This is a genomic window from Nonomuraea sp. NPDC050547, assembly GCF_044457345.1.
Lineage (GTDB): Bacteria > Actinomycetota > Actinomycetes > Streptosporangiales > Streptosporangiaceae > Nonomuraea.
In genome coordinates, this window is sequence record NZ_JBITGW010000025.1 from 94,081 (window position 1) to 117,189 (window position 23,109).

A 23,109-nucleotide genomic window follows, 5' to 3' on the forward strand; every position below is an offset into this window, starting at 1 on the left:
TATGTAACGCATGACAACGCCCAGGGTAGGCCTCGCGGAGAAGGCCGGCTTCTTCGCCGGCAACGTGGGCAACATCGTGTTCAGCACGACGATCAACTCGTTCCTGCTGATCTACCTGACCGACGAGATCGGGCTGGCCGCCGCCGCGGTGGGCACGCTGTTCCTCGTCGCGCGCATCGTCGACGGCGTCAGCGATCCGGTGATGGGTTACGTGGTCGACCACCTGCCGGTCACCCGGTGGGGCAGGTTCCGTACCTACCTGCTGGTCGGTGGGGCCATCGGCGCCTTCGGCTTCGTCGCGCTGTTCCTGGCTCCGGCGCTGTCGCCGGCGCCGCTGGTGGCGATCTGGGTGGCGTACCTGCTGTGGGGGTTCGCCTTCGACCTCATGGACATCCCGCTCAACTCGCTGATCCCGGCCATGGCCACGCATCCTGGTGATCGCCGCCAGCTCTCGGGCATCAAGGCGTTCTCCTACCTGTTCGGCGGCGCGGTGGTGACCGCGGCGGCGCTGCCCCTGGCCGACCGGATCGGCTGGCCGGCGTTCGTGATCGGCCTGGCGGTGGTCTCGCTCCTGCTCACCTCGCTCGCCGCGACCAGGGTGCGCGAGCGGGTCACACCGGTCCGCCAGGACAGGTACGGCTGGCGCGACCTGGCCAGAATGCTCCTGGCCGACAAAGCGGTGATCATCCTGCTCGGCACGGTCATCGCCCTGACCGCGGCCGGCGGGGCACGCAGCGCCGGGATGGCCTACTACTTCACGTACTTCGTCGGCGACCGCGCTCTGATCGCCGTGGCCGCGCTGGCCACGGTCGTCCCGACGGCCCTCGGCACGATCGTCTTCCCCTGGCTGGCGCGCTTCTCCGGCTACAAGGCCACCTTCGTCGGCGCCCTGGTGCTGGAGGCGGTCGCGATCGGCACCCTGCTGGCCGTGCCCGCCACGGGCTGGCCGCTGGCCCTGGTCGCCCTCGGCGTGACCGCGTTCGGCGGCGGCGGCGCGCTCACCATGATCTACGTGATCGTCGCCGAGCTCGTGGACTACGTCGAATGGCGGCACGGCCACCGCGTCGAGGGCGCGATGGCCTCGCTCGGCTCGTTCGCGGCCAAGGCGGGCGGCGGAATCGGCGCGGCGCTGACCGGCTACACGCTCGCGATGACCGGCTACCTGGCCGGGCAGGAGCAGACCGCCGAGGGTCTGCGCGGCATCGTGCTGGCCCAGTCGCTGCTGCCCGGCGGCCTGGCGCTGCTGGCCGCCGCGCTGTTCGCGCTCTACCCCATCTCCCGGCAGCTGGCCATGCGCGTGGCCGGTGAGCTGGCCCAGCGGAGGGAGTCCGATGCGGTTTCCGCCCGGTAGGTGGCGCGGCCAGTGGATCTGGTCGCCCCGCCCCACGATCCGCCCCGCCGCGCGCGGTTCGCTGCTGCCGCAGGCGTATGACCGGCGGGTGCTGTTCCGGCGCGTGTTCACGCTGGACGAGGTCCCGGAAACCGCGCCCTTCCGGGTGACGGCGGACTCCCGGTACGTGCTCTACGTCAACGGGACGGAACTGGCCCGCGGACCGGTCCGGCACGGCCCGCGCACGCTGTACTACGACACCGGCGACGCCGCGCCCGCGCTACGCCCTGGCCGCAACGCCGTCGCCGTCCTGGCCCGCTTCTACGGCCACGCCACCCCCTGGTGGGAACCGTCGCCGCCGACCTTCACGCTCGGCGGCGGCTGCCTGGTCGCCGAGCTGCGGCTGGGCGAGGAGTGGCTGGTCACCGACGAGACCTGGTCGTGCCACGAACCGGCCGCCTGGACCCCCGCCGAGCCCAGCCACCACCTGCTCTCGCAGCTGCCCGAGGTCTTCGACGCCAGGGAACTCGACCCCGGCTGGACACTGCCCGACCACGACGACGGCCCCTGCCACGACGGCCCTTGGCACGACGGCTCCGGTCGGCCCGCCCACGACGACGGCTCCGGTCGGCCCGCCCACGACGACGACGGCTTCTGGCGGCCCGTCCGGGTCATCGAGGCGCGGGCGGTGGTCGGCGGCAACCCCGACTCCCACCCGCCCTCCGACCCGTTCGGCGCGCTGCGTCCCCGGCCGATCCCGCCGCTCACCTCCTCGGTACGGCAGGCCGACCTCGGTCCCGGCCTGGTGGCGGACTTCGGGCAGGTGGTCAGCGGGACGCTGCGGCTGGCCGTACGCGGGAAGGCGGGGGCGACGGTCGGCGGCGCGGTCGCCGAGGTCGTGACCCCGGCCGGGCTGGAGATCGCCAACCGGTTCGCCTACACGCTGCGCGGCCACGACGACGTCTTCGAGATGACCGACCCGGTCGGCGGCCGGTACGCGGTGCTGGAGGTCACCGGCGGGGCCGAGGTGGCCTCGGTCGAGGTGGTCGAGCGGCTGCGCCCGCGCCCGGCGGGGCCGTACTTCGCGTGCTCCGACCCCGAACTCGACGCCGTGTTCCTGGCGGCGCTGCGTACCGTGGACCTGACCGCCCACGACGCCTACATCGACTGCCCCACCCGCGAGCAGCGGGCCTGGACCGGCGACTCGGTCGTGCACCAGTCCGTGGACCTGGTCGCCAACCCCGACTGGAGCCTCGCCCGCCACCACCCGGCGCTGGCCGCGCAGCCTCGCCCCGACGGGATGCTGCCGATGGTGGTCGCCGGCGACTTCGCGGCCCAGGACCTGCCGACGATCCCCGACTGGTCGCTGCACTGGATCAGGTCCGTGCACAACCTCTACCGCTACACCGGCGACCGCTCGCTCGTCGCCGGGCTGCTGGCGAGCGCGGAGGGCGTGCTGCGCTGGTTCCTGCCGTTCCGGGGTGACGACGGGCTGCTGCATGACGTCACCGGCTGGGTGCTGATCGACTGGTCGCCCGTCCAGGTGCGCGGGACCAGCGCCGCGCTGAACGCCCTGTGGGGCCGGGCGCTGGCCGACTTCGCGGAGATGGCCGAGTGGCTCGGCGACCTCGGCCGCGCGTGGTGGGCGCGCGACCTGCACGCCGCGCTGGCCGGCGGCTTCGAGGTCTTCTGGGACGTACGGCGCGGCGCCTACCGCGACCACCTGCTCAGCGGGTCGGTCAGCGAGCACACGGCCGCCGCGGCGGTGTGCGCCGGGCTCGTGCCCGCCTCCCGGCGCCCGGCGGTCCGCGAGCTGCTCCTGGACCGGCGGGCCATGTTCACCCGCAGCCCGATGGGCGCGCGTGGCGCCGACCGCGACGGGCCGATCTCCACCGACCCGGTCAGCCTGCGCCCAGCCCCCGACTGGGACGTGGACCGGCGGGTCGTGGGGGCGCAGCCGTTCTTCCGCTACGTCGTGCACGACGCGCTGGCCCTGCTGGGCGCCGCCGACCGGATCGCCGGGCTCTGCCGGGACTGGACCGCTCTGACCGAGGCCGGGACGTTCCGCGAGTGCTGGGACGGCGGCTCCTACTGCCACGGCTGGTCCGCCACGCCCGCACGCGACCTGCTCGTCCACACCCTGGGGATCACGCCGGCCGAGCCCGGCTACACCAGGGTGCGGGTGGCGCCCAGGCTGGGTGAGCTGGCCTGGGCGCGCGGGGCCGTACCCTCGCCGCACGGTCTGATCGAGGTCGAGGTCCACGGCACGGAGATCAAGGTGGACGCCCCCGTGCCGGTGGAGATCGTGCGCCCTTAGACCACCGCGCCCGAACCCTCGCGGGCACGGCGGGCGCGAGGCTGCGGCGGCTGCGGCGGCGGCTGCTTGCTGCGGCGCTCCAGCGCGATGGCCGTGGGCCCGGCCACGAACGACGACGACAGCGTGCCCACCACGATGCCGATGAGCAGCGCGATCGCGAAGTCGCGCAGTGAGTCGCCGCCGAACACGGCCAGGGCCGCGAGGATGAACAGGGCTCCGAGCCCGGTGTTCACGGTGCGGGGCACGGTCTGCAGGATCGCGCCGTTCACCACCGTGGCGAAGGAGGTCTTCGGCTGGGCGGTCCACATCTCCCTGACCCGGTCGAAGACCACCACCTTGTCGTTGACCGAATAGCCGACGATGGTGAGCATCGCCGCCAGGAACACTCCGTCGATCGGCTTGCCCATCCAGGCGAAGGCGCCCAGCACAAGGACGGCGTCCACGAACAGCGCGCTCACCGCCGCCGCCCCGAACGTCCAGCGGAAGCGCACCGCCAGGTAGACGAGCTGCGCGGCCAGCGCCACGCCGAGCGCGATCAGCGCGTTGCGCCGCAGCTCCTCGCCGAGCGAGGGCCCGATCAGCTCGTCACGCTGCTTGGTGACCTCGCCCAGCGCCCCTTGGATCTTCGCCGCCTCGTCGGCGGAGATCTGTCCGGTACGCACGGAGATGGCGTCGTTCGACGACTGCACGACGGCGCTGGGGAAGCCGGCGTCGGCGACGAGCTTCCTGGCGGTGTCCGCGCCGACCGGCTTGCTCGTGGCGAACTCCATGATCCGCCCGCCGGTGAACTCCACGCCGAAGTTAAGCCCGCGTACCGCCAGCCCGGCGAACGCCAGCACCAGCAGCCCGCCCGCGACCGCCGTCCAGAGCTTGCGCCGGCCCATCAGGTCGGGGTTGCGCGCGGTGAGCCACAGCCGGATCCGGCCGACCGAGCCGAGCCCGGAGACCTTGGGCGGCACCCGGTCGATGATCCAGTGGGCGAGCACGCGGGTGATCAGCATGGCGGAGACCAGCGAGGCCAGCACGCCGATCGACAACGTCACGCCGAACCCCTTCACCGGGCCCGAGGCCAGCCAGAACAGCAGACCGGCGGCGAGCAGGGTGGTGACGTTGGAGTCGGCGATGGCGCTCCAGGCGTTCTTGAAGCCCCGGTTGAGCGCCTGGCCAAGACCGCGAGCCTTGGGGCCCTTGACGCGGGTCGCGCCGGCGGCGCCGTACTCCTCCCTGGCTCTTTCGAAGACCAGCACGTTGGCGTCGACGGCCATGCCGATCGCCAGCACGAACCCGGCGAGGCCGGGCAGCGTGAGGGTCGCGCCGAGCGCGACGAGGGCCGCGTAGGAGATCAGCGCGTAGGCGGCCAGGGCGAGCGCCGCCAGCAGGCCGACCAGGCGGTATATCACGATGATGAACAGCGCGGTGAGCGCCACGCCGACCACGGCCGCCTTGGCGCTGGCCGCGATGGCGTCGGCGCCCAGCGTGGGGCCGACCGTCCGCTGCTCGACGATCTCCAGCGGCACCGGCAGCGAGCCGCCCTTGATCAGCACGGACAGGTCGGTGGCCTCCTGGGCGGCGAAGTTGCCGGTGATCGAGGTACGCCCGCCGGGCATGCCGGCCCGGCACGGCGTCTCCTGGACCACCTCCGGCGAGGAGATGATCTTGTTGTCGAGCACGATCGCGACCCGGCGCTTGGGGTCGCCCATGGGTTCGCAGGCGGCGGCCCCGGTGAGCTGCTGCCAGGGCCCTGGCTCGCGGAAGTCGACGGTGACGAACCAGCCGGGCCCCTGCTGCGGATCGGTACGGGCACCGGCGTCCGTCACCCCCTCACCGGTGATGACCGCGGGCCCGAGCGTGAGCTTCTGCCCCGACTCGTCCGGCAGCCCCTTGCCGGAGGAGTCGAGGCCCCGCACCGCGTGGAAGGACAGCTGCGCGGTCCGCCCGATCACGTCGGCGGCCTTGCGCGGGTCGAGCACGCCGGGCAGCTCGACGATGATCCGCTTCTCACCCGAGCGGACCAGCGTCGGATCGACCACGCCGAGCGCGTCGGCACGGCGTTGCAACACCTGCAGCGCCCGGTCGGTGGCGGCGGCGTCCGCCTTGACGGTCGGCGAGTCCCTCGCCTCGAACACGAGCTGAGTGCCGCCGCGCAGGTCGAGCCCGAGCCGCGGCGACATGGTGAACGCCAGGAACAAAGAGGTCGCGATGACGGCCAGCGCCGCCACCGCGCGCCACAAGGGCGCACGTGACATGGGAGCCTCCACAGGCTTGACGCCGAGGCGGCACTACGGGCCCCTCGGCCGGGAAAAGGAAAGGTCAGGCGCTGTGGAGTGGCGGTGCGCGGGCGGGATGGGCGCGCGGGCGCTCGGCCGCGGGCACGTGGTGGTCGCCGCCGGTGCGGGCGAGGCCGCGCGCGAGCCGTGCCTCATGCGCTCTCGGCGGAGGTACGGCCAGCCCGCCGAACCCATGATGCGCACCGGTGTCGGCGGCGGCCTTCGGCTTGCCCGGCTGCGGCGCCGCCTGCCGGTGGCCGCTCTGGTCGGCCGGGGCGGCGGTGACCTGGGCGGAGATGGCCAGCGCGTGCTGCGCCGGCAGGCCGCCACCCAGGAAGAGCGTGGACAGCACAAGGAGGACGGCGGCGGACAACCGGCTCCTCATGCGTTCACCGTACCCCGGACCGGGTAGCGGGGAGCCCGTGAGACTGACCTACACGAGTGACCTCTGGTGGAAGAACGCCGTCATCTACTGCCTGGACGTGGAGACGTTCAAGGACGGGAACGACGACGGCGTGGGCGACTTCCGCGGGCTCACCCAGCAGATCGACTACCTGGCCGGGCTCGGGGTGACGTGCCTGTGGCTGATGCCGTTCTTCCCGACGCCGAACCGGGACGACGGCTACGACGTGACCGACTTCTACACCGTGGACCCCCGGCTGGGGACGCTGGGCGACTTCGTGGAGTTCATGCGCACGGCCAAGGACCGCGGCCTGCGGGTCATCGCCGACCTCGTGATCAACCACACCTCGGACCGGCATCCGTGGTTCGCCGACTCGCGCTCGGGCCGGGACGCGCGCCTGCGCGACTGGTACGTCTGGTCGGACGAGCCCGAGCCCGACGACCCGGAGCAGATCGTCTTCCCCGACAAGGAGGACAGCGTCTGGGAGTGGGACGAGGGCTCCGGGCAGTACTACCTGCACAGCTTCTACCGCCACCAGCCGGACCTGAACGTGGCCAACCCGGAGGTGCGTGACGAGATCGTGCGGGTGCTCGGCTTCTGGATGGAGCTCGGGCTGTCGGGGTTCCGGGTGGACGCGGTGCCGTTCGTCATCGAGAACGTCGCGCCCGAGCTGGCCGACCCGCATGACTTCCTGGCCGGCCTGCGGGCGTTCATGACCCGCAGGGAGGGCAGCTCGATCCTGCTCGGCGAGGTCAACGTGCCCTACCCCGAGCTCGTGCGCTACTTCGGGTCGGGCCTGGGCGACCAGCTGACCATGTGCTTCGACTTCATCGGCATGCAGCGGACCTGGCTGGCGCTGGCCAGATCCGAGGCCGCACCGATCGCCGAGGCGTTGCGCGAGCGGCCCAGGCCGCCCAAGGACTGCCAGTGGTCGGTGTTCCTGCGCAACCACGACGAGCTGACGCTCGACAAGCTCACCGAGGACGAGCGGCAGGAGGTCTTCGCGGCGTTCGGCCCTGAGGAGGACATGCAGATCTTCGGCCGCGGCCTGCGGCGGCGGCTGCCGGCCATGCTCGGCGGCGACGCGCGCCGGATCAAGATGGCCTACAGCCTGATGTTCTCCCTGCCCGGCACGCCGGTGCTCTTCTACGGCGAGGAGATCGGCATGGGGGAGGACCTCGCGGCCGAGGGCAGGATGGCGGTGCGCAGCCCGATGCAGTGGTCGGCCGAGGGCGGCTTCTCGCCCGCCGAGCCGGTACGCGAGATCCCGGAGGGCGCCTTCGGGCCGGAGCGCGTCAACGTGGCCGACCAGAAGCGCGACACCCGGTCGCTGCTGCGCTGGATCCAGTTGCTCATCGAGCGCTACCGGGAATGCCCGGAACTGGCCTGGGGCGAGTGCACGGTGCTGGAGTCCGGGCACCCGTCGGTCTTCGCGCACCGCTGCGACGCCGACGACGCCACGGTCGTGGTGGCACACAACCTCTGCGACGGCGCCACCGACATCCGCCTCCAGCTCGACGGGCTGGAGAACTACCTGCTCACCGACCTGCTGACGGACGGCACGCTGGAGATCTCCGGCGAAGGGCTGGCGGAGATCCCCATGGACCCGCACGGGTGCCGGTGGTTCCGGGCGGCGCCGCCCGAGGTCCCGCCGGAGGACGCCTCGGTCAAGGCGCAATGAGTAGGGGCTACTCATGCGGGGATACCGTTCTGGGCGCAAGCTCCTGCCATGGCAAAGATGTCCGTGAGCAAGGAATTCCTGCGCCTTCTGCGCCGGCGCGAGGAGTACGCGCCCGCACGAAAGATGTTCGCCGAGGCCTATGGCCCCGACCCGAGCCCCACCCTGGCGAAGATGGTCACCGAGGCCAACGCGGCCTACATCCTCAACCGGGTCATGTTCGCCGAGGACCGCAAAGAGGCCATGGCCGAGGTGTCCGGCTACCTGACGGAGATCGTCGACGACTGGTGCGGCACCCCGCCGAAGATCAAGTTCCCGCCGATCCCGTGGCCGATCTCCGGCCTGCCCTCGCTGTCGCGGCCGACGCTCGTCGAGATACGGAAGATGCGGCTGGAGCCGGCCGACTACGTGGAGGCCGCCATCGTGTACCAGGCGGTCAGCGACGATCTGGCGGGTGAGGCTCCCGAGCTCGCCGACCAGGTGTCGGCGATGGCCCAGGAGATGGCCGCCTTCGGCACGTCGCACATCGACATCTGCGTGCACGTGGTGGTCTGACCGGTCTGCGGTACGACCGGGCGGCGGAGGAGGGGGCCGCCCGGCCGTACCGGCTAGTACTCCAGTGACATTTTGAGATCATGGGTGGGGTCTTCGCTGGTAGTGGCAACGGCGGGCGGTCGCCTGATGCCGTCGGCGCCAACTCGACCAGTGCAGGACCTGCTCGATCGAGCGTGTGCGGGCGAGCACGAATACGGTCAGCAGGCGGCGGATCTCGGGCACGGTTAACGCGATGTGCTGGTTGTCGGTGGTGCGGGGCTGTTGGGCTGCCACGACGGCGAGGAAGGCTAGGGCGAGCATGGCCAGGGTGATGTGGCGGTGCCACGGGGTCCAACCCCGGACCTGGTAGTGGTCCAGGCCGACCTGGCCCTTGGCCGCCTGGAAGGACTCCTCGATGGCCCAGCGGATGCCGGCGATGCGCACCAGCGTCATCAATGGCTTCGGGGTGGGTGCGTAGCAGCGATAGAAGGCCAGTTCGCCGGTGGTCAGGTTGCGGCGGGTCAGTAGCCACCGCCAGCCGGGCCGGTGTTCGTCGATGCGGGCCCATGCCCAGGCATACAGGCGGTGGCCTTTGGCTCCTGCTCCGGCGCTGTAGCGGTGCCAGTGCTGGTCAACGGCCATGGCGGCGATCTGGGAGGCGGTCATCTCCGCCCCGTCCAGGATGGCCCGGCGGTTGGCGGCGATGGCCGGCACATAGCCGACCTGGCGCTCCTCCAGTGCCGCGCGCAGGCGAGGGTCTTGGCCGTAGACCTCGTCACCGCTCACCCAGGAGGTCGAGATCCCGGCGTCCAGCGCGGCGGTGATCATCGCCGTGGCCAGCGCGGGCTTGGTCGCGAAGGTGGTTGGGTCCGGGACTCCAGCCCGCCGGCAGCGCTCGGGATCGGCCAGCCACGAGTGCTCGGGCAGATACAGCCGACGGTCGATCAGGGCTCGTCCGGCACCGGTGGCATAGGCCAGGAAGACGCCGATCTGGCAGTTGTCAATCCTGCCCGTCGTGCCGGAGTACTGGCGCTGCACCCCGGCCGAGCCGGTGCCCTTCTTCTCGAAGCCGGTCTCATCCACGATCAGCACACCGCCCGGCCCCAGGTGCTCCACGACGTAGCTGCGGACATCGTCGCGGACCTCATCGGCGTCCCAGCGCGCCTGGCGCAGGAGGCGTTGCATGCCCTGCGGGCCGGTTGCTCCGGTTTGTTCGGCCAGGTTCCAGCAGTTCTTGCGGTCGATGTCGTCCAGCAGGCCGTGCACATAAGCGGCGGCGGTCCGACGTGGTTCGACGCGGCCGAATCTGGCGCTATCCGGGCGAGGCAGTCGTTGAGGGTGACGGTCCATCGGTCAGGGTCTACGCTGTCGCCCACGGCCACTGCGTGATCTTCGGTTGTTCTCACAAACTCCGCATGATCTTGCAGTGGCCGTACCTATGCGACCTCAACACCGAAGATCGCGAAGTGTCACTGGAGTACTAGGAGAGTTCTTCGAAAAGGGTCAGCTGGAGTCCGGCGGGGCCCTCCAGGCGGGAGTTCAGGGAGTCCCAGGGGGTTCTGGTCGGTTCGGCGACGAGGGTGGCGCCGGCGTCGGTCAGCTCGCGGGTGACGGCCGTCGAGTCGTCCACCTCGAAGGCGACCCTGATGTGCCCGGCCACGCGCCTGCCCACCTCGACCGCGTCGATGAAGTCCGCCTGGGCGGGGTCGGCGATCTCCAAGGTGGCCCGGCCGGCCTCCAGGATGGTCACGCGGCCGTCCGGCGAGGAGTAGGCGGCGCGCTCGGGCAGGCCGAGCGCGTCGCGGTAGAAACGGACCGCTTCCTCGTAGTCCTCGGCGGTCACGACAAGTCGCAATTCACGTACCTTCATGGGTCAAAGGTAAGACGGGCCGGTCACCCGGTGGCGGAAGGTCCACCACACCCACGCCTGGGAGGCCACCAGGAACGGGATCAGGACCAGGATCACCGGCGCCAGCCAGGCGTTCGCCGCCTCCAGGTGGAGGCCGGAACCGGCCAGGAGGCCGACCGCCGCCAGCGCGCCCGCGGTCAGCGCGTACGTGCGCAGCTCTCCGTCGCCGGGGGAGAGCACCCTGGCCCGCTCCCGCAGCGTCCCCTTCAGCCGCAGCGAGGCGAAGGCCAGCCCGTGCGTGCCGAACAGCGCCGCCACCGCCAGCGCCGGCAGGACCGCGGCCGGCCAGGAGATGTCCAGCAGCAGCCCGCTCAGCAGCGTGCCCCAGGCCAGCGCCAGCCCCCAGCTCCCCGCCACGATCGCGCCGTCCCAGAACGCCTGCCAGCGGGCTCCCGGCACCCGTCCGCGCAGCCAAAGGCCCATGTCGCGGACGATCCACGCGGCCAGCAGCCCCACCACCGCCAGGAAGCCGGGCCCGCCCATCAGCTCGCCCTCCACGTGCGGGAACAGCCCCGCCAGCACGCCGCCCGTCGCCACCAGCCACACCTCGTTGCCGAGGAAGAAGGGCGCGATCGCGGCGATCACCTCACGCCGCTCTTCAAGATCCCGGCCGAGGTACGGCAGCAGCATCCCGACCCCGATGTCGGCCCCGGCCAGGATCAGGTATCCGACGGCGAAGAAGCCCAGAATGAAGATCTCCATGATCGCGTCCTCTCAGAAGGTCAGGGCGGGCCGGACCACGGGAGACTGCTCGACGGCCCCGAGCGCGGCGGCGTCCGGGCCCCGGCGGGCCTGGCGGGCGAGCAGCCAGTAGTTGAGCAGGATCAGCACCCCGAACAGGCTCGTGAACACGATCAGCGAGGTCAGCATCTGCCCCGCGCTCGCCGGCGAGACCGCGTCCGAGGTCTTCAGCAGCCCGTAGACGGCCCACGGCTGGCGGCCCATCTCGCGGAAGATCCACCCGGCGATCATCGTGACGAACGGCACCGGGATCATCAGCGTCAGCATCCAGTGCCAGAGCCGGAACCCGCGCACCATCGGCCGGATCAGCATGAACAGGAAGCTCGCCGCCGAGAAGAACAACATCACCGCGAACAGGATCATCATCGTCATGCCCGCCCCCTGCACCCACCCGATCGGCGGCAGGTAGTCGCCGGGCCCGAACCGCGCGACCATGTCGGCCTGCGCGCGGGCCATGTCCTCGGCCGCACCCGACCAGACGGCCGCCTTCGCCGGCTGCAGCGTCTCGAAGCCCATCCCGCCGAAGGTCGCGGTGACCAGCGTCGCGGGCAGCGCCACCGCGACGCCGATCCGCAGCGACTTGCGGAAGAAGTTCTGCTCGGTGGTACGCCGCCGCAGGTGGTAGGCGCTCACCCCGGCCATGAAGAACCCGCCCACGACCATCGCGCCGCCCAGCACGTGCCCGAACGCCACCAGGGCCGCCGGGTTGGACACCAGCGCGCCGAAGTCGACCAGCTCCATCACGCCGCCGGTCATCCGGTAGCCGACCGGGTTCTGCAAGAAGCCGTTGGAGATCAGGATCCAGAACGCCGACGCGTACGCCGTCAGCGTCACCACCCAGATCAGCGCCAGGTGCGCCCAGCGGTTGAGCCGGTTCCAGCCGAAGATCCACAGTCCCAGGAACGTCGACTCGATGAAGAACGCCACCAGCGTCTCGATCGCCAGCGAGGCGCCGAACACGTTGCCCGCGAAGTCGGTCAGCCCGCTCCACGACAGGCCGAACTGGAACTCCATCACGATGCCGGTGACGATGCCCATCGCGTAGTTGATGATGTAGAGCTGGCCCCAGAACCGCGTCATCCGCATGTGGACCGGGCTGCGCGTCAGCGTCGCCCTGGTCTGGATCACCGCCACCAGCGTGGCCAGGCCCAGCGTCAGGGCGACGAACAGGAAATGCGCCCCTGCCGTGAGGGCGAACTGCAGCCGGGCGAGCTCAACGGTGTCCATGCCGAGGAGAATCCCGGTACGGTCACCGTCCCGGCGTCATGCTCCGGCGGGCACCTGGCCCGCAACTTTCGCGGTCCCCGGACGGCCCGGCGTACATCTCAGGGAGTAAGCCACCCCGGCGTGATCATGCCCGCCTCGTACGCCAGCACCACGAGCTGGGCGCGGTCGCGCAGGCGCAGCTTGGTCATGATGCGGCTGACGTGCGTCTTCGCGGTGGCCGGGCTGAGCACCAGTTTCTCGGCGATCTCGTCGTTGGACAGGCCCGCGGCCACCAGCACCATCACCTCGCGCTCCCGCTCGGTCAGCGCGTTGAGCTCGGGACCCGGCTCGGGACGCTTGACCCGCCCGGCGAACTCCGCGATCAACCGGCGCGTGACCGACGGCGCGATGAGCGCGTCACCCCTGGCCACGACCCTGACCGCGTGGATGAGCTCGGCCGGTTCCGTGTCCTTGACCAGGAAGCCGCTGGCGCCCGTCTTGAGCGCGCCGTAGACGTAGTCGTCCAGGTCGAACGTGGTCAGGATGATCACCTTCACCCCGTCCAGCCGGGGGTCGGTGACGATCTGGCTGGTGGCCTCCAGGCCGTCTAGCTCGGGCATGCGGATGTCCATGAGCACGACGTCGGGGCGCAGTTCGCGGGCTTTGGCGACGGCCTGCGCGCCGTTCGCGGCCTCGCCGACCACCTCGATGTCGTCCTCGTCGGTCAGAATCGACCTGAACCCGGCCCTGACCAGGTTCTGGTCATCGGCGAGCAGCGCGCGAATCATCGCTTTCCATCCTGTGCGTGAGCGTCCGTCGGACCCTCTTGGGTGAGGGGGAGAGTGGCGACGACCGTGAAGCCGCGACCGGGGCGGGGGCCGACGTCGAGGGTGCCGCCGAGTGCGGTGGCGCGCTCGCGCATGCCCTGCACGCCGAAGCCGCCGCCGTCGGTGTAGACCGCGCCCGGCCCGTCGTCCTCCACCCTGACCACGATATTTCCGGACGTGCGGGTGATGGTGAGGGTTGCTTGGTCTGTCCCGGAATGTCGGGTGACGTTGGTCAGCGACTCCTGGATGATGCGGGTGGCGGCCAGATCCACCTGCGCGGGCAGTCCCGACACCTCGCCCGCGACCGTCGCCGCCACCTTCAGCCCGGAACGTTTCACCAGCTCGTCGAGGCGATCCAGGCTGTCGGCAGGGGCGGTGGGCGCTTCCTCGTCCACCTGCCGCAGCACGCCTAGCGTGGTCCTGAGCTGTCTGAGCGTCTCCTTGCTGGTGTCCTTGATCGTACGCAGCGCGGTCTCGGCGTCCTCCGGCCGCTTCTTCAGCCCGTGCAGCGCCGACCCGGCCTGCACGTTGATCAGGGAGATGTTGTGTCCCAGGACGTCGTGGAGCTCGCGGGCGATGCGCAGGCGTTCCTCGGTCTCGCGGCGCCGGGCCTCTTCCTCCTTGGTGTGCTCGGCGTCGAGGGCGCGTTGCTCGGCCTCGTGCTGGAAGGCCCGCCGGTTCTTGGTCACCCCGCCGAACGCGATGGCGGCCACCACCCAGCCGCCGATCATCACGAACTGCGAGTCGTCCACGTGCCGGGCTTCGCCCAGCTCCCCGATCCCCATCCCGAGCACGGAGGCGGCGCCGGTGGCGATCGCGGCGATCAGGTGCCCCTGGTCGGCCGCGTTGTACAGGGCGACCAGGAAGACCAGCAGCAGCGGGCCGTCGAGGCGGGCGTACGGATAGTAGAGCGCCGTGCAGACCGCGGTCACCAGCAACGCGGCCACCGGAAAGCGGCGCCGTAGCAGCAGCGCGCCGCAGGCGATCGCGGGCAGCGCGAAGTCGAGCGCGTTGGGCGGGACCTCGGGCCGCATGCGACCGGTGAGCACGGTCCCGGCGATCAGTGCCGCGATCACGGCGATCGACGACCACGTGCTCGGCTGCAACCTGGGCATACGCCCATTGTGTACGGCTTCGCCCTCTGGTGGGTAAGTGAGGGGAATGACCATCAAGGATGAACTCCAGCAGGTAGACGATGATCTGGCCAGGTTGCGCCAGTCGACGCTGGAACTGCGGGAGCAGATCGGGGACATGGGAGCGACCGACCAGGTCGAGCGTTCCCAACTGCTGGAGATGGCCGACGGCCAGGACCGGCTGATCGTGGAACTCCAGGGACGGCGCGACGATCTCGCGCGCCGCCTGCGGCAGGAGACAGGCTAGAACGCCCGCCGACAACGTCCGGGGATCAGCCTCTCCGGGGCATCCCCGGACCGGGGGGAGAACAGGTCCGGACCGGAACGGGGCAGCAGGGGCCAGGGCGGTTTCGAGGCCGCGATGGCCGGGATGGCAGGGGGCGGCGCGGGCCGCCGGGGAAGCGTCGGGTCCCCGGTGCGCAGGCAGGAGACCCGGCGGAGGAGCCAGGCCGGGGCAGCGGAGGGGCGGGGGCTCGGCAGCGGAGGGTACGGCTGGGTGGGGCTGGGGGTTGGCCCGCTTGTGGTGAGGCTGGGCGGGCCGAGTTCAGGGGTTCGGGGTCACGGGTGGACGGTGGCCTCGGCGTGGGGCTTGCGGAGCGGGGCGCCGACCTCGTGCAGGTGGCTCAGGGCCTGTCCGTAGGACTCGATGAGGCCTGTCGTCAGGTAATCGACGCCGATCTCGGCGCAGTAGCGCTCGACGATGGGCTGGGCGTGCCGCAGGTTGACCGCCGGCATGTTCGGGAAGAGGTGGTGCTCGATCTGGTAGTTGAGCTGGCCGGTCGCGATGTCGGTGAACCAGCCGCCGTGTACGTTGCGGGAGGTCAGTACCTGCTTGCGCAGGAAGTCGAGCTTGTCGTCGCTGGTCAGGATCGGCATGCCCTTGTGGTTGGGGGCGAAGGTGCAGCCCAGGTAGATGCCGAAGACGCCCTGGTGGATCACGAGGAAGAGCAGGGCCTTGCCGACCGGCAGGATGGTGAAGATCAGGCCGAGGTACCAGGCGCAGTGGGCCAGCAGCAGCGTCAGCTCCAGGGCGCGGTTGCGCATCGTCGGCTTGGTCAGCGCCTTGAAGCTGGCGATGTGGAGGTGCCAGGCCTCCAGCGTGAGCAGCGGAAAGAACCAGAAGGCCTGATACTTCGCGATAAAACGGGGCAAGCCGCGGCTGCGTTCCACCTGCTCCGTCGACCAGACGATCACCGCGGGCGAGACGTCGGGATCGTGGTCCTCGTGGTTGGGGTTGGCGTGGTGCCGGTTGTGCTTGTCGGTCCACCACGCCCAGCCGAGGCCGACGCCGAGGTTGCCGATCAGCCGTCCGGCGATCTCGCTGGGCTTCCTGGTCCTGAACACCTGCCGGTGCCCCAGGTCATGGGCCAGGAACCCGATCTGGGTGAAGACCAGCGCGAGCAGGACGGCGACTCCCATCTGCCACCATGAGTCGCCGACCCACACGAACAGGGCCCACCCACCGAAAAAGGCGAGGCCCACCAGGCTGCCCCGTACGGCGTAGTACACGAGCCGACGGTCGAGCAGACCGGCTTCCGTGATCTTGCGAGCCAAGCGCGCGAAGTCGCTTCCTCTGATCTCTGTAGTCACGCCCCAACAGTGGCCTATTCGCGGCACATAGGGAAGATCATCGCCGGTCGGACCGTCTTTCCGCAGCTAGAGAACCGATGCGCGCGCGTTGGCACACGGACGTTTCCCGGGGGTCAGAGGTCGGCGGCGCGGGCCAGGAGGGCGAGGCGTTCCGACTCGCTGTGCGTGCTCTCCGCGGCCCGCCGGAACAGTACGGCCGCGCGCTCCCGGTCACCCGCGCGGGCCGTCAGGTCGGCCTCGGCCGCCACCAGCAACGCGTAGTCGCCCAGCGCCCCGCCCGACCGCAGCGCGGCCAGCAGGGCCAGGCCCGCCTCCGGCCCGAAGGCGTACCCGTGCGCCACCGCCCGGTTCAGCTCGATGACCGGGCTTGGCTGCAGCCGTACCAGATCGTCGTAGCAGCCGGCGATCAGCGGCCAGTCGGTCGCTTCGAGGGTCGGGGCGGTGGCGTGGCAGGCGGCGATCCGGGCCTGCACCGTGTAGGGGCCCCCGTGGCCGAGCCCGGACAGGATGTCGGTGGCCTCGTGGATCGCGAGGTGGTCCCAGCGGGTGCGGTCCTGCCGGTCGAGGGGGACGAGGCGGCCTTCCCGGTCACGGCGGACGTCGCGCCGCGAGTGCTGCAGGAGGAACAACGCCAGCAGCCCCGCCGCCTCCGGCTGTTCGGGCATCAGGCCGGTCAGCAGCCGGGCCAGCCGGATCGCCTCCTCGGCGAAGGCCGGCTCCCCATCGGCGTTGTACCCCTGCGTGAACAGCAGATACAGCACCGCGAGCACCCCGGGCAGCCGCTCGCCCAGCGCCTCCCCGTCAGGCACCCGATAGGGGATGCCCGCCTCTGAGATCTTGGTCTTCGCCCTGGTCAGCCGCCTGGTCATCGTCGACTCGCTGACCAGGAAAGCCCGCGCGATGTCACCCGTCGGCACCGCGCAGATCGTCCGCAGCGTCAGCGCCACCCGTGCCTCCAGCGCCAGCGCCGGATGGCAGCAGGTGAAGATCAGCCGCAACCGGTCGTCCACGACCTCCTCCTGAGGCTCCTCCTCGGTGGCGGCGGTCAGCGCGAGCACCGCCAGTTCCTTCAGCTTGCGCCGCTCGACGGTGGCCCGCCGCAGCACGTCGAGCGCGCGGTTGCGGGCCACCGTCATCAGCCAGCCGCCGGGATTGTCCGGTACGCCCTCACTGGGCCAGCGCCCCAACGCCACGGCCAGCGCCTCCTGCGCGCTGTCCTCGGCCAGCGTCCAGTCGCCGGTGATCCGGATGAGCGCCGCGACGATCCGCGGGTACGCCTCGACGGCGGCCTCGGAAGCGGCACGGGCGGCGGCGTCGTCCATCAGAGGTCGATCAGCGGCCGGAGCTCCAGGCGGCCGTTGCGTGCCATCGGGTGGGCGCGGGCGACCTCGATCGCCTCGTCCAGATCGGCGCACTCCAGCAGGTCGAACCCGACGATGACCTCCTTGGTCTCCGCGAACGGCCCGTCGGAGACCAGCAACTGCCCGTCGCGCACCCGCACGGTGGTCGCGCTGGCCGGAGCCGCGAGGGCGGAGCCGTCCAGCCGCCGTCCGGCCGCGTCGTTCTCCGCCACCCACACCTCGATGTCGGGCTCGGGGGTGGTGTCGGTGTCGGGCTCGGTGTCGCTGCAGACGAACATCATGTACTTCATCGTTGGCCTCCTTGGTGTGACTTCACCATGGTGACGAGCGGCGGCGGCCGTACCGGACAGCGGGCCCGAAGATTTTCCTCACGCCGCCATCTGGAGCCCGCGGTAGTGGCGGGTGTCCCAGACGGCGACCACGACCAGGATCACCAGGGACCCGGTGCTCAGGAGCAGCGGCGGTACGACGGGCACCAGGATCGCCAGCACGGCGAAGACGCACAGCGCGCCGATCGCGGCCAGGCGGGGCGCCGAGAACGTCCCGAAGACGATGTACTTGAACCAGGTGTGACCGGCGAGGTAGAGGGCGGGTCCGCCCAGCGCCATCAGCACGGTCGCCACCTCGGCCCGGCCGCCGGGATGGGCGATGACCAGTTCGTCGCCGACGGCCGAGACGATGATCCCGAGCACCATCGGGATGTGCGCGTAGGTGTACGCGGACCGGCCCAGCCTGCCCGGATCGTCGGAGGACTCGATGCGTTCGGCGGCCAGGTCGGCGGTCAGGTCGAAGTACACCCACCACATGGCGACGCTGCCCAGCAGGCAGATCGTGAACGCCGCCAGCGTCAGCGCGTCCGGTTCGGCCCCGGCCAGCGTGGCCCCGGTGACCAGGATCGACTCGCCGAGGGCGATGATGATGAACAGCTGGCACCGCTCGGCCATGTGCGCGCCGTTGATCTGCCAGTCGTGGGTGGACGTGCGGCCGATGACCGGGGTGGGGAAGCGGATCATCGGCGCGCCGTAGTCGAGCAGCAGCGCGATGATCCACAGCACCACCTGGAGCGACCCGCCCAGCCAGGCGCCGGTGATCCAGAACACCGCGGAGATCAGGAACCAGAAGCCGACCCCGATGAAGACCTTCCGCAGGTCGCTGCCCGAGGTGGCCCAGATGACCACGGCCGTCCTGCCGCACTGGATCGCCACGTAGGCCAGCGCGAACCACATAGCCCGGTCTCCGAACGCCTCGGGCACCGACGCGGCCATGATCAGGCTGGCCAGCATGAGGCCGCCGAGCATGATGCGGATGACCGGGTGGTTGGGGTCGCAGTAGTTGGTGGTCCACGTCGTGTACATCCAGGCCCACCACACGGCGAGCGTCAGGAACAGCGCCTGCGCGGCGCCGCCGACGGTCAGGTGGGCCAGCAGCAGGTGCGACAGCTGGGTGATGGCGAAGACGAAGACGAGGTCGAAGAAGAGCTCGAAGGGGGCGACCCGGGGGCCCTCGGCGCTGTGGTTCCTGATGGCTCTCATCACGGGCCCTCCACAGCGGTGAACAGCGGCGACATGCGGACACCCTAGTGACAGCGGCTGACAGAGCCATGACAGAGGGCCGCGGGAGCGTGTCCGGCATGAGAAACGTACTGATCGTGGGCGCCGGGCCGACGGGACTGACCCTGGCCATCGAGCTGGCCCGCCGCGGGCTGGCCTTCCGCATCATCGAGAAGTCGGCCGCCCATCCGGCCGGGGTGCGGGGCAAGGGATTGCAGCCGCGGACCCTGGAGGTCTTCGACGATCTCGGGGTGGCCGAGGAGATCCTGGCCAGCGGCTCGACCTATCCGCCGATCCGCAGCTGGGCCGATGGGGAGGTGGTCTGGGAGGGGCGGATGAGCGAGATCAGGCGGGCTTCGGCGGCGGTGCCGTACCCGAATCTGATCATGCAGCCGCAGTGGCGGACGGAGCGGATCCTGCGCGAGCGGCTGGCCGGGCTCGGGCACGAGGTCGAGCTGGGCACCGAGCTGGCCGGGTTCGAGCAGGACGAGGAGGGCGTGACGGCCACGCTGCGCGGGGGCGAGCGGGAGCGGTTCGGCCATCTCGTCGGCGCGGACGGGGGCAGGAGCTTCGTGCGCAAGCACCTCGGCGTCGGCTTCGCGGGGGAGACGTTCGACAGCGAGCGGATGCTGGTGGCCGACGTCCGGGCGAAAGGTGTGGATCGCGAGCACTGGCATGTCTGGGGGGACATGGCGAAGAAGACGCTGAACTACAGCCTGTGCCCGATTCCCGGCACCGACGTCTTCCAGTTCACCGCGCCGGGCGCGACCGAGTTCCCGGAGATCGTCGAGGAGGTGCTCTGGCAGTCGGAGTACCGCGTCAACATCAGGATGGCCGAGCGCTTCCGCGTGGGCCGGGTGTTCCTGGCGGGCGACGCGGCGCACGTGCACTCCCCGGCGGGCGGCCAGGGGCTCAACACCGGCGTGCAGGACGCCTACAACCTCGGCTGGAAGCTCGCCGCCGGCGACGACACCCTGCTGGACACCTACGAGTTCGAGCGGATGGCCGTCGCCGAGCACGTCCTCGGGCTCAGCACCAGGCTGCTGCGCACGGCCGACCTCAAGCGCGACGAGGAGACCCAGCAGCTCAACCTCGCCTACCTCGGCTCACCGCTCTCGCGCGGGCCGCGCGGCGGCGAGCGCTTCGGCGCGCTGTTCGAGGAGCGGCGCGGGCCGCACTTCCTGCTGCTCGCCGATACCACGCGGGAGTACGGCGAAGCCGTCCGCGTCCACCCGCCCCAGGAGGGCCAGGAAGGTGTGATCCTGGTCCGCCCCGATGGATACGTCGGCTATCACGGGGACGAGAGCGAGCTCAGCGCGTACCTCTCGGGGTTCGACATCGCCACCTCATCCTGACAGGCGGACAGGCCGAGCTCGGCCAGCAGCCGCCGCGTGACGGCGGGGACGTCACGCAGCGCACCGGCGGCGCCGGCGATCCTGGCGACGACCGCGGGCTCGGCGCTGCCGGAGAGCGCGCGGGCGGCGGCCTCCAGAACGGTCGCCCGCACGGTCCGGTCGTCGCCGCCCTCCATGAGCTCCAGCGCCCGGCGTAGCGGCGGGCCGGGTTCGTCGGCGACCCGGGCCAGCTCGACGTTGACCAGCGCCTCCAGCTGGGGCGGCACCGGCGTGGTCGCGGCCAGAGCGAGCGCCTCGCGCAGCAGGGCGCGGGCCCGCGCGGGGTCGCCGGACAGCCTGGCCAGCTCGCCGTTGGCGTGCAGGACACGGACGATGCCGAGCGGGTCACCGGTCTTGTGCGCCGCCTCCCACGCCCGGCCGGCCACGGCGGCGGCCCCGTCGAGGTCGCCGGAGCGGGCACGGAGCTGGGCGAGCCGTACCAGGAACATGAGGGGGCCGGGCAGCGCCTCCAGCCCGCCGATCTCGGCGGCGGGCCGCTCGGAGCGCTCGGCGAACTCCAGCGCGGCGGCGTAGTCGCCGCGGTTCTCCGCGGCCAGCGACAGCCAGTAGAGCGCGAACGCCAGCCCCCAGCGGTCGCCCACGGCGCGGAACCCGTCGAGCGCGGGCAGCAGGAGCTCTTCCGCCTGACCCGACCGGCCGTACTCGAAGCGCACGATCCCGGCCATGAGCCGCGCCGCCGCCCGCGTCCACGGGTCGGGATGGCAGGACAGGCGGGCCACGGCCGTCTCGGCCAGCTCGACCACGCCGCTCGGCGGCCCGAGCCGGTCGGCCAGCGCCCACGCGGCCAGCGCCGCCGGATGGTCGGCGGCCAGCACCGCGGCGGAGGGCGGCTCCCCGGCGATCACCGCGGCCAGCCCGTACGCCAGCTCGCCGTCGGCGGGGGTGCTGCGGCGCAGTACCTCGGCGGCGCGTTCGCAGGCCTCGCGCCGCCGCCCGCGCATCACCCACGGCCACACCCGGGCCAGGAACAGCCGCAGCGGCTCACGGGTGTGCTCCAGCGCGGCGTCCAGGTTGGCCTGCTCGGCGTCCAGCACCGCCAGCCTGCTCACCTGCTCACCCGTCCTGAGGTACGGCTCGCAGCGCTCGGCCAGCTCGGTGTAGTAGCGGGCATGCGCGTCGAGGGGCGGCTCGCCGCTCTCCCCGGCGTAGCGCCTGATCGTCTCCAGCATCGTGTACCGCTCACCGGACAGCCCCACCAGCGACTTGTCCACCAGCGACGACAACGTCGCGACGTCCGCGCCGCACACCTGCCGCGCCGCCTCCAGCGTGGCTCCTCCGGCGAACACCGACAGCCCGCGCAGCAGCTCCCGCTCGGCCTCGTCGAGCAGCTCCCAGCTCCAGTCGATCACCGCGCGGAGCGTGCGGTGCCGAGGCTGCGCGGTACGCCCGCCGCGAAAGCTCAGCCGATCGCCCAGCTGCCCGACCAGCACCGAGATCGGCATCGTCCGCAGCCGGGCGGCGGCCAGCTCGATCGCCAGCGGGATGCCGTCCAGCTCGGCGCAGATGCGCGCGACGTCGGCCCGGTCGCCGGGACCGATGGCGCCCGGCCGGGCCGCGGCGGCCCGCTCGGCGAACAGCGCGACCGCCGCTTCGTCGTCCAGCGGCGCGACGGGATGCGTGCTCTCGCCGGAGATGTCCAAGGGCTCGCGGCTGGTTGCGAGGATCCGCAGGTCGGGAACCTCGGTGAGCAGCCACTCCGCGACCCGCGCGGCCTCCTCGACGACGTGCTCGCAGTTGTCCAGCACGAGCACCGATCCCGTGCCGCGCAGCGCGTTGACCGGGTCGGCGGTGTTCAGCGCACGCCCCAGGGCCGCCCGCACATCCGACGCGCGCCCCGGAGCCGCCCGCACATCCGGCGCACCCCCCCGAGCGGCCCGCGCACCGGACGCGCCTTCCAGGGCGGCTCGCGTACCGGAGCTGGGGGCGGCGAGTTCGACCAGCCGTACGCGCCGGAACCCCGACGCCGTCTCCAGCGCCAGCCGGGTCTTGCCGACGCCGCCGGGACCGGTCAGCGTCACGAGCCGGTGCCCGCCCGCCAGCAGCGCGCGCAGCCGCGCGAGGTCCTCCGTGCGGCCGACGAAGCTGGTCAGCGGGGTGGGCAGACTCGGCTGCTCGTTGGGCTCGGTGTCCCGTAGCGCCGCCAGGTGCGCTTCCTTGAGCTCGGGTCCGGGATCGGCGCCGAGCGTCTCGTCGAGCAGCGTTCTGACGCGCTCGTAGGCGGCCAGCGCCTCGGCCCGGCGGCCCTGCCCGGCCAGGGCGCGTACCAGCAGCGCGTGGAACGGCTCGCGCAGCGGATGGGCGGCGACCAGTCCTTCCAGCTCGGCCAGCACGTCCGCGGCGCCTTCCACCGGGCCGGCGACTCCTGTCAGGTGGGTGGCTTCTGTCAGGTGGGTGGTTTCTGTCAGGTCGGCGGTGATGCGGGTGGCCAGAGCCTGCAGGCGGAGTTCGTCGAGCCGGGCGGCGGGCGGGGCGGCGAACGGCAGGTTCTCGGCGTCGGCGAGAGGCCGTCCGCGCCACAGGCCGAGCGCGGCGCGGGCCCGGCCGGTGCGGACGAGGCGCTCGAAGACCCACACGTCCACCTCGTCGGGGGGCAGGTCGAGCAGGTAGCCGGAAGGGTGGGAGGCGATCAGGCCGGGCGCCTCGCGGCGGGCGCGGGAGACCAAGGACTGCAGCGCGGCCTGCGGGTGCGCGGGCGGGTCGTCCGGCCAGAGGTCGGCGGCGAGCCGGTCGGCGCCCACCACACGACCCGGGTCGAGCGCCAGCCTGACGATCAGCGACCGCACCCGCGCGCCGCCGATCTCGGCCCCGGACACCAGCAGCGGCCCGAGCATCGCGATCCGCACCCGCC

Annotated in this window: 19 protein-coding genes; 6 read left to right on the top strand and 13 right to left on the bottom strand. The window is 71.6% G+C overall.

The window, feature by feature from the left end; translation table 11 throughout:
- Positions 1–10: 10 nt before the first annotated feature.
- Both ACIBHY_RS46845 and ACIBHY_RS46850 read left to right on the top strand, forming a co-directional pair.
- A complete protein-coding gene (locus tag ACIBHY_RS46845) occupies positions 11–1,351 on the top strand; it encodes an MFS transporter (RefSeq protein ID WP_397310136.1) in 1,341 nt (446 codons plus the stop codon).
- Positions 1,332–3,647, top strand: coding sequence for an alpha-L-rhamnosidase C-terminal domain-containing protein (locus ACIBHY_RS46850; protein WP_397310137.1), 2,316 nt, complete (start codon positions 1,332–1,334; stop codon positions 3,645–3,647). The genes ACIBHY_RS46845 and ACIBHY_RS46850 overlap by 20 nt, the downstream gene beginning before the upstream one ends.
- Here ACIBHY_RS46850 and secD read toward each other — a convergent pair.
- On the bottom strand, positions 3,644–5,893 hold the full coding sequence (gene secD / locus ACIBHY_RS46855) for a protein translocase subunit SecD (protein ID WP_397310138.1): 2,250 nt from the start codon (positions 5,891–5,893) through the stop codon (positions 3,644–3,646). The two genes, ACIBHY_RS46850 and secD, sit on opposite strands and share 4 nt — an antisense overlap.
- A 64-nt stretch (positions 5,894–5,957) precedes the next feature.
- On the bottom strand, positions 5,958–6,299 hold the full coding sequence (locus ACIBHY_RS46860; protein WP_397257606.1) for a hypothetical protein: 342 nt from the start codon (positions 6,297–6,299) through the stop codon (positions 5,958–5,960).
- A 37-nt stretch (positions 6,300–6,336) separates the two neighbouring features.
- On the opposite strand from ACIBHY_RS46860, the gene ACIBHY_RS46865 reads away from it, so the two are divergent.
- A complete protein-coding gene (locus tag ACIBHY_RS46865; RefSeq protein ID WP_397310139.1) occupies positions 6,337–7,998 on the top strand; it encodes an alpha-amylase family protein in 1,662 nt (553 codons plus the stop codon).
- Between the two features lie 48 nt (positions 7,999–8,046).
- Positions 8,047–8,550: a hypothetical protein gene (locus tag ACIBHY_RS46870; RefSeq protein ID WP_397310140.1), complete on the top strand. Its 504-nt coding sequence runs from the start codon at positions 8,047–8,049 to the stop codon at positions 8,548–8,550.
- A gap of 78 nt (positions 8,551–8,628) precedes the next feature.
- Here the strand turns inward: ACIBHY_RS46870 and ACIBHY_RS46875 are convergent, their stop codons facing one another.
- From ACIBHY_RS46875 to ACIBHY_RS46900, 6 genes are all read right to left on the bottom strand, one after another.
- Positions 8,629–9,879: an IS701 family transposase gene (locus ACIBHY_RS46875; RefSeq protein ID WP_397310141.1), complete on the bottom strand. Its 1,251-nt coding sequence runs from the start codon at positions 9,877–9,879 to the stop codon at positions 8,629–8,631.
- Between the two features lie 130 nt (positions 9,880–10,009).
- Entirely contained in the window at positions 10,010–10,399 is a 390-nt protein-coding gene (locus ACIBHY_RS46880) for a VOC family protein (protein ID WP_379618408.1), read from the bottom strand.
- 3 nt (positions 10,400–10,402) lie between these two features.
- A complete protein-coding gene (locus ACIBHY_RS46885; RefSeq protein ID WP_397310142.1) occupies positions 10,403–11,140 on the bottom strand; it encodes a cytochrome d ubiquinol oxidase subunit II in 738 nt (245 codons plus the stop codon).
- 12 nt (positions 11,141–11,152) lie between these two features.
- Entirely contained in the window at positions 11,153–12,406 is a 1,254-nt protein-coding gene (locus tag ACIBHY_RS46890; protein ID WP_397310143.1) for a cytochrome ubiquinol oxidase subunit I, read from the bottom strand.
- 98 nt (positions 12,407–12,504) lie between these two features.
- On the bottom strand, positions 12,505–13,173 hold the full coding sequence (locus ACIBHY_RS46895; RefSeq protein WP_397310144.1) for a response regulator: 669 nt from the start codon (positions 13,171–13,173) through the stop codon (positions 12,505–12,507).
- On the bottom strand, positions 13,170–14,327 hold the full coding sequence (locus ACIBHY_RS46900; RefSeq protein WP_397257599.1) for a sensor histidine kinase: 1,158 nt from the start codon (positions 14,325–14,327) through the stop codon (positions 13,170–13,172). Before ACIBHY_RS46900 ends, ACIBHY_RS46895 begins: the two co-directional genes overlap by 4 nt.
- 46 nt (positions 14,328–14,373) lie before the next feature.
- Between ACIBHY_RS46900 and ACIBHY_RS46905 the strand changes: the two genes are divergently transcribed.
- A complete protein-coding gene (locus ACIBHY_RS46905) occupies positions 14,374–14,592 on the top strand; it encodes a hypothetical protein (RefSeq protein ID WP_379618418.1) in 219 nt (72 codons plus the stop codon).
- A gap of 311 nt (positions 14,593–14,903) precedes the next feature.
- On the opposite strand, the gene ACIBHY_RS46910 is transcribed toward ACIBHY_RS46905, so the two are convergent.
- The 4 genes from ACIBHY_RS46910 to ACIBHY_RS46925 all read right to left on the bottom strand — a co-directional run bounded on the left by ACIBHY_RS46910 (position 14,904) and on the right by ACIBHY_RS46925 (position 18,828).
- The gene (locus tag ACIBHY_RS46910; protein WP_397257597.1) at positions 14,904–15,935 is read right to left on the bottom strand and encodes a fatty acid desaturase family protein; all 1,032 of its coding nucleotides are present in this window, start codon (positions 15,933–15,935) and stop codon (positions 14,904–14,906) included.
- 113 nt (positions 15,936–16,048) lie between these two features.
- Complete coding sequence (locus ACIBHY_RS46915) at positions 16,049–17,257, bottom strand: RNA polymerase sigma factor (protein ID WP_397257595.1); 1,209 nt, start codon at positions 17,255–17,257, stop codon at positions 16,049–16,051.
- Complete coding sequence (locus ACIBHY_RS46920; RefSeq protein WP_397098625.1) at positions 17,257–17,586, bottom strand: YciI family protein; 330 nt, start codon at positions 17,584–17,586, stop codon at positions 17,257–17,259. Before ACIBHY_RS46920 ends, ACIBHY_RS46915 begins: the two co-directional genes overlap by 1 nt.
- A gap of 78 nt (positions 17,587–17,664) precedes the next feature.
- Positions 17,665–18,828 (bottom strand): low temperature requirement protein A, encoded by a 1,164-nt coding sequence (locus ACIBHY_RS46925; protein ID WP_397257593.1) that lies wholly within the window; start codon positions 18,826–18,828, stop codon positions 17,665–17,667.
- Between the two features lie 98 nt (positions 18,829–18,926).
- On the opposite strand from ACIBHY_RS46925, the gene ACIBHY_RS46930 reads away from it, so the two are divergent.
- Positions 18,927–20,201: an FAD-dependent monooxygenase gene (locus ACIBHY_RS46930; protein ID WP_397310145.1), complete on the top strand. Its 1,275-nt coding sequence runs from the start codon at positions 18,927–18,929 to the stop codon at positions 20,199–20,201.
- Here the strand turns inward: ACIBHY_RS46930 and ACIBHY_RS46935 are convergent.
- Positions 20,138–23,104, bottom strand: coding sequence for a BTAD domain-containing putative transcriptional regulator (locus ACIBHY_RS46935; RefSeq protein ID WP_397310146.1), 2,967 nt, complete (start codon positions 23,102–23,104; stop codon positions 20,138–20,140). The genes ACIBHY_RS46930 and ACIBHY_RS46935 overlap by 64 nt on opposite strands.
- Between the last annotated feature and the right edge of the window lie 5 nt (positions 23,105–23,109).

What these genes read in the sequence shown, in the direction of transcription:
- ACIBHY_RS46845 (WP_397310136.1), top strand. Translation starts at nt 11, where the DNA reads ATGACAACGCCCAGGGTAGGCCTCGCGGAGAAGGCCGGCTTCTTCGCC.
- ACIBHY_RS46850 (WP_397310137.1), top strand. Translation starts at nt 1,332, where the DNA reads ATGCGGTTTCCGCCCGGTAGGTGGCGCGGCCAGTGGATCTGGTCGCCC.
- secD (WP_397310138.1), bottom strand. Translation starts at nt 5,893, where the DNA reads ATGTCACGTGCGCCCTTGTGGCGCGCGGTGGCGGCGCTGGCCGTCATC.
- ACIBHY_RS46860 (WP_397257606.1), bottom strand. Translation starts at nt 6,299, where the DNA reads ATGAGGAGCCGGTTGTCCGCCGCCGTCCTCCTTGTGCTGTCCACGCTC.
- ACIBHY_RS46870 (WP_397310140.1), top strand. Translation starts at nt 8,047, where the DNA reads ATGGCAAAGATGTCCGTGAGCAAGGAATTCCTGCGCCTTCTGCGCCGG.
- ACIBHY_RS46875 (WP_397310141.1), bottom strand. Translation starts at nt 9,879, where the DNA reads ATGGACCGTCACCCTCAACGACTGCCTCGCCCGGATAGCGCCAGATTC.
- ACIBHY_RS46880 (WP_379618408.1), bottom strand. Translation starts at nt 10,399, where the DNA reads ATGAAGGTACGTGAATTGCGACTTGTCGTGACCGCCGAGGACTACGAG.
- ACIBHY_RS46885 (WP_397310142.1), bottom strand. Translation starts at nt 11,140, where the DNA reads ATGGAGATCTTCATTCTGGGCTTCTTCGCCGTCGGATACCTGATCCTG.
- ACIBHY_RS46890 (WP_397310143.1), bottom strand. Translation starts at nt 12,406, where the DNA reads ATGGACACCGTTGAGCTCGCCCGGCTGCAGTTCGCCCTCACGGCAGGG.
- ACIBHY_RS46895 (WP_397310144.1), bottom strand. Translation starts at nt 13,173, where the DNA reads ATGATTCGCGCGCTGCTCGCCGATGACCAGAACCTGGTCAGGGCCGGG.
- ACIBHY_RS46900 (WP_397257599.1), bottom strand. Translation starts at nt 14,327, where the DNA reads ATGCCCAGGTTGCAGCCGAGCACGTGGTCGTCGATCGCCGTGATCGCG.
- ACIBHY_RS46905 (WP_379618418.1), top strand. Translation starts at nt 14,374, where the DNA reads ATGACCATCAAGGATGAACTCCAGCAGGTAGACGATGATCTGGCCAGG.
- ACIBHY_RS46915 (WP_397257595.1), bottom strand. Translation starts at nt 17,257, where the DNA reads ATGGACGACGCCGCCGCCCGTGCCGCTTCCGAGGCCGCCGTCGAGGCG.
- ACIBHY_RS46920 (WP_397098625.1), bottom strand. Translation starts at nt 17,586, where the DNA reads ATGAAGTACATGATGTTCGTCTGCAGCGACACCGAGCCCGACACCGAC.
- ACIBHY_RS46925 (WP_397257593.1), bottom strand. Translation starts at nt 18,828, where the DNA reads ATGAGAGCCATCAGGAACCACAGCGCCGAGGGCCCCCGGGTCGCCCCC.
- ACIBHY_RS46930 (WP_397310145.1), top strand. Translation starts at nt 18,927, where the DNA reads ATGAGAAACGTACTGATCGTGGGCGCCGGGCCGACGGGACTGACCCTG.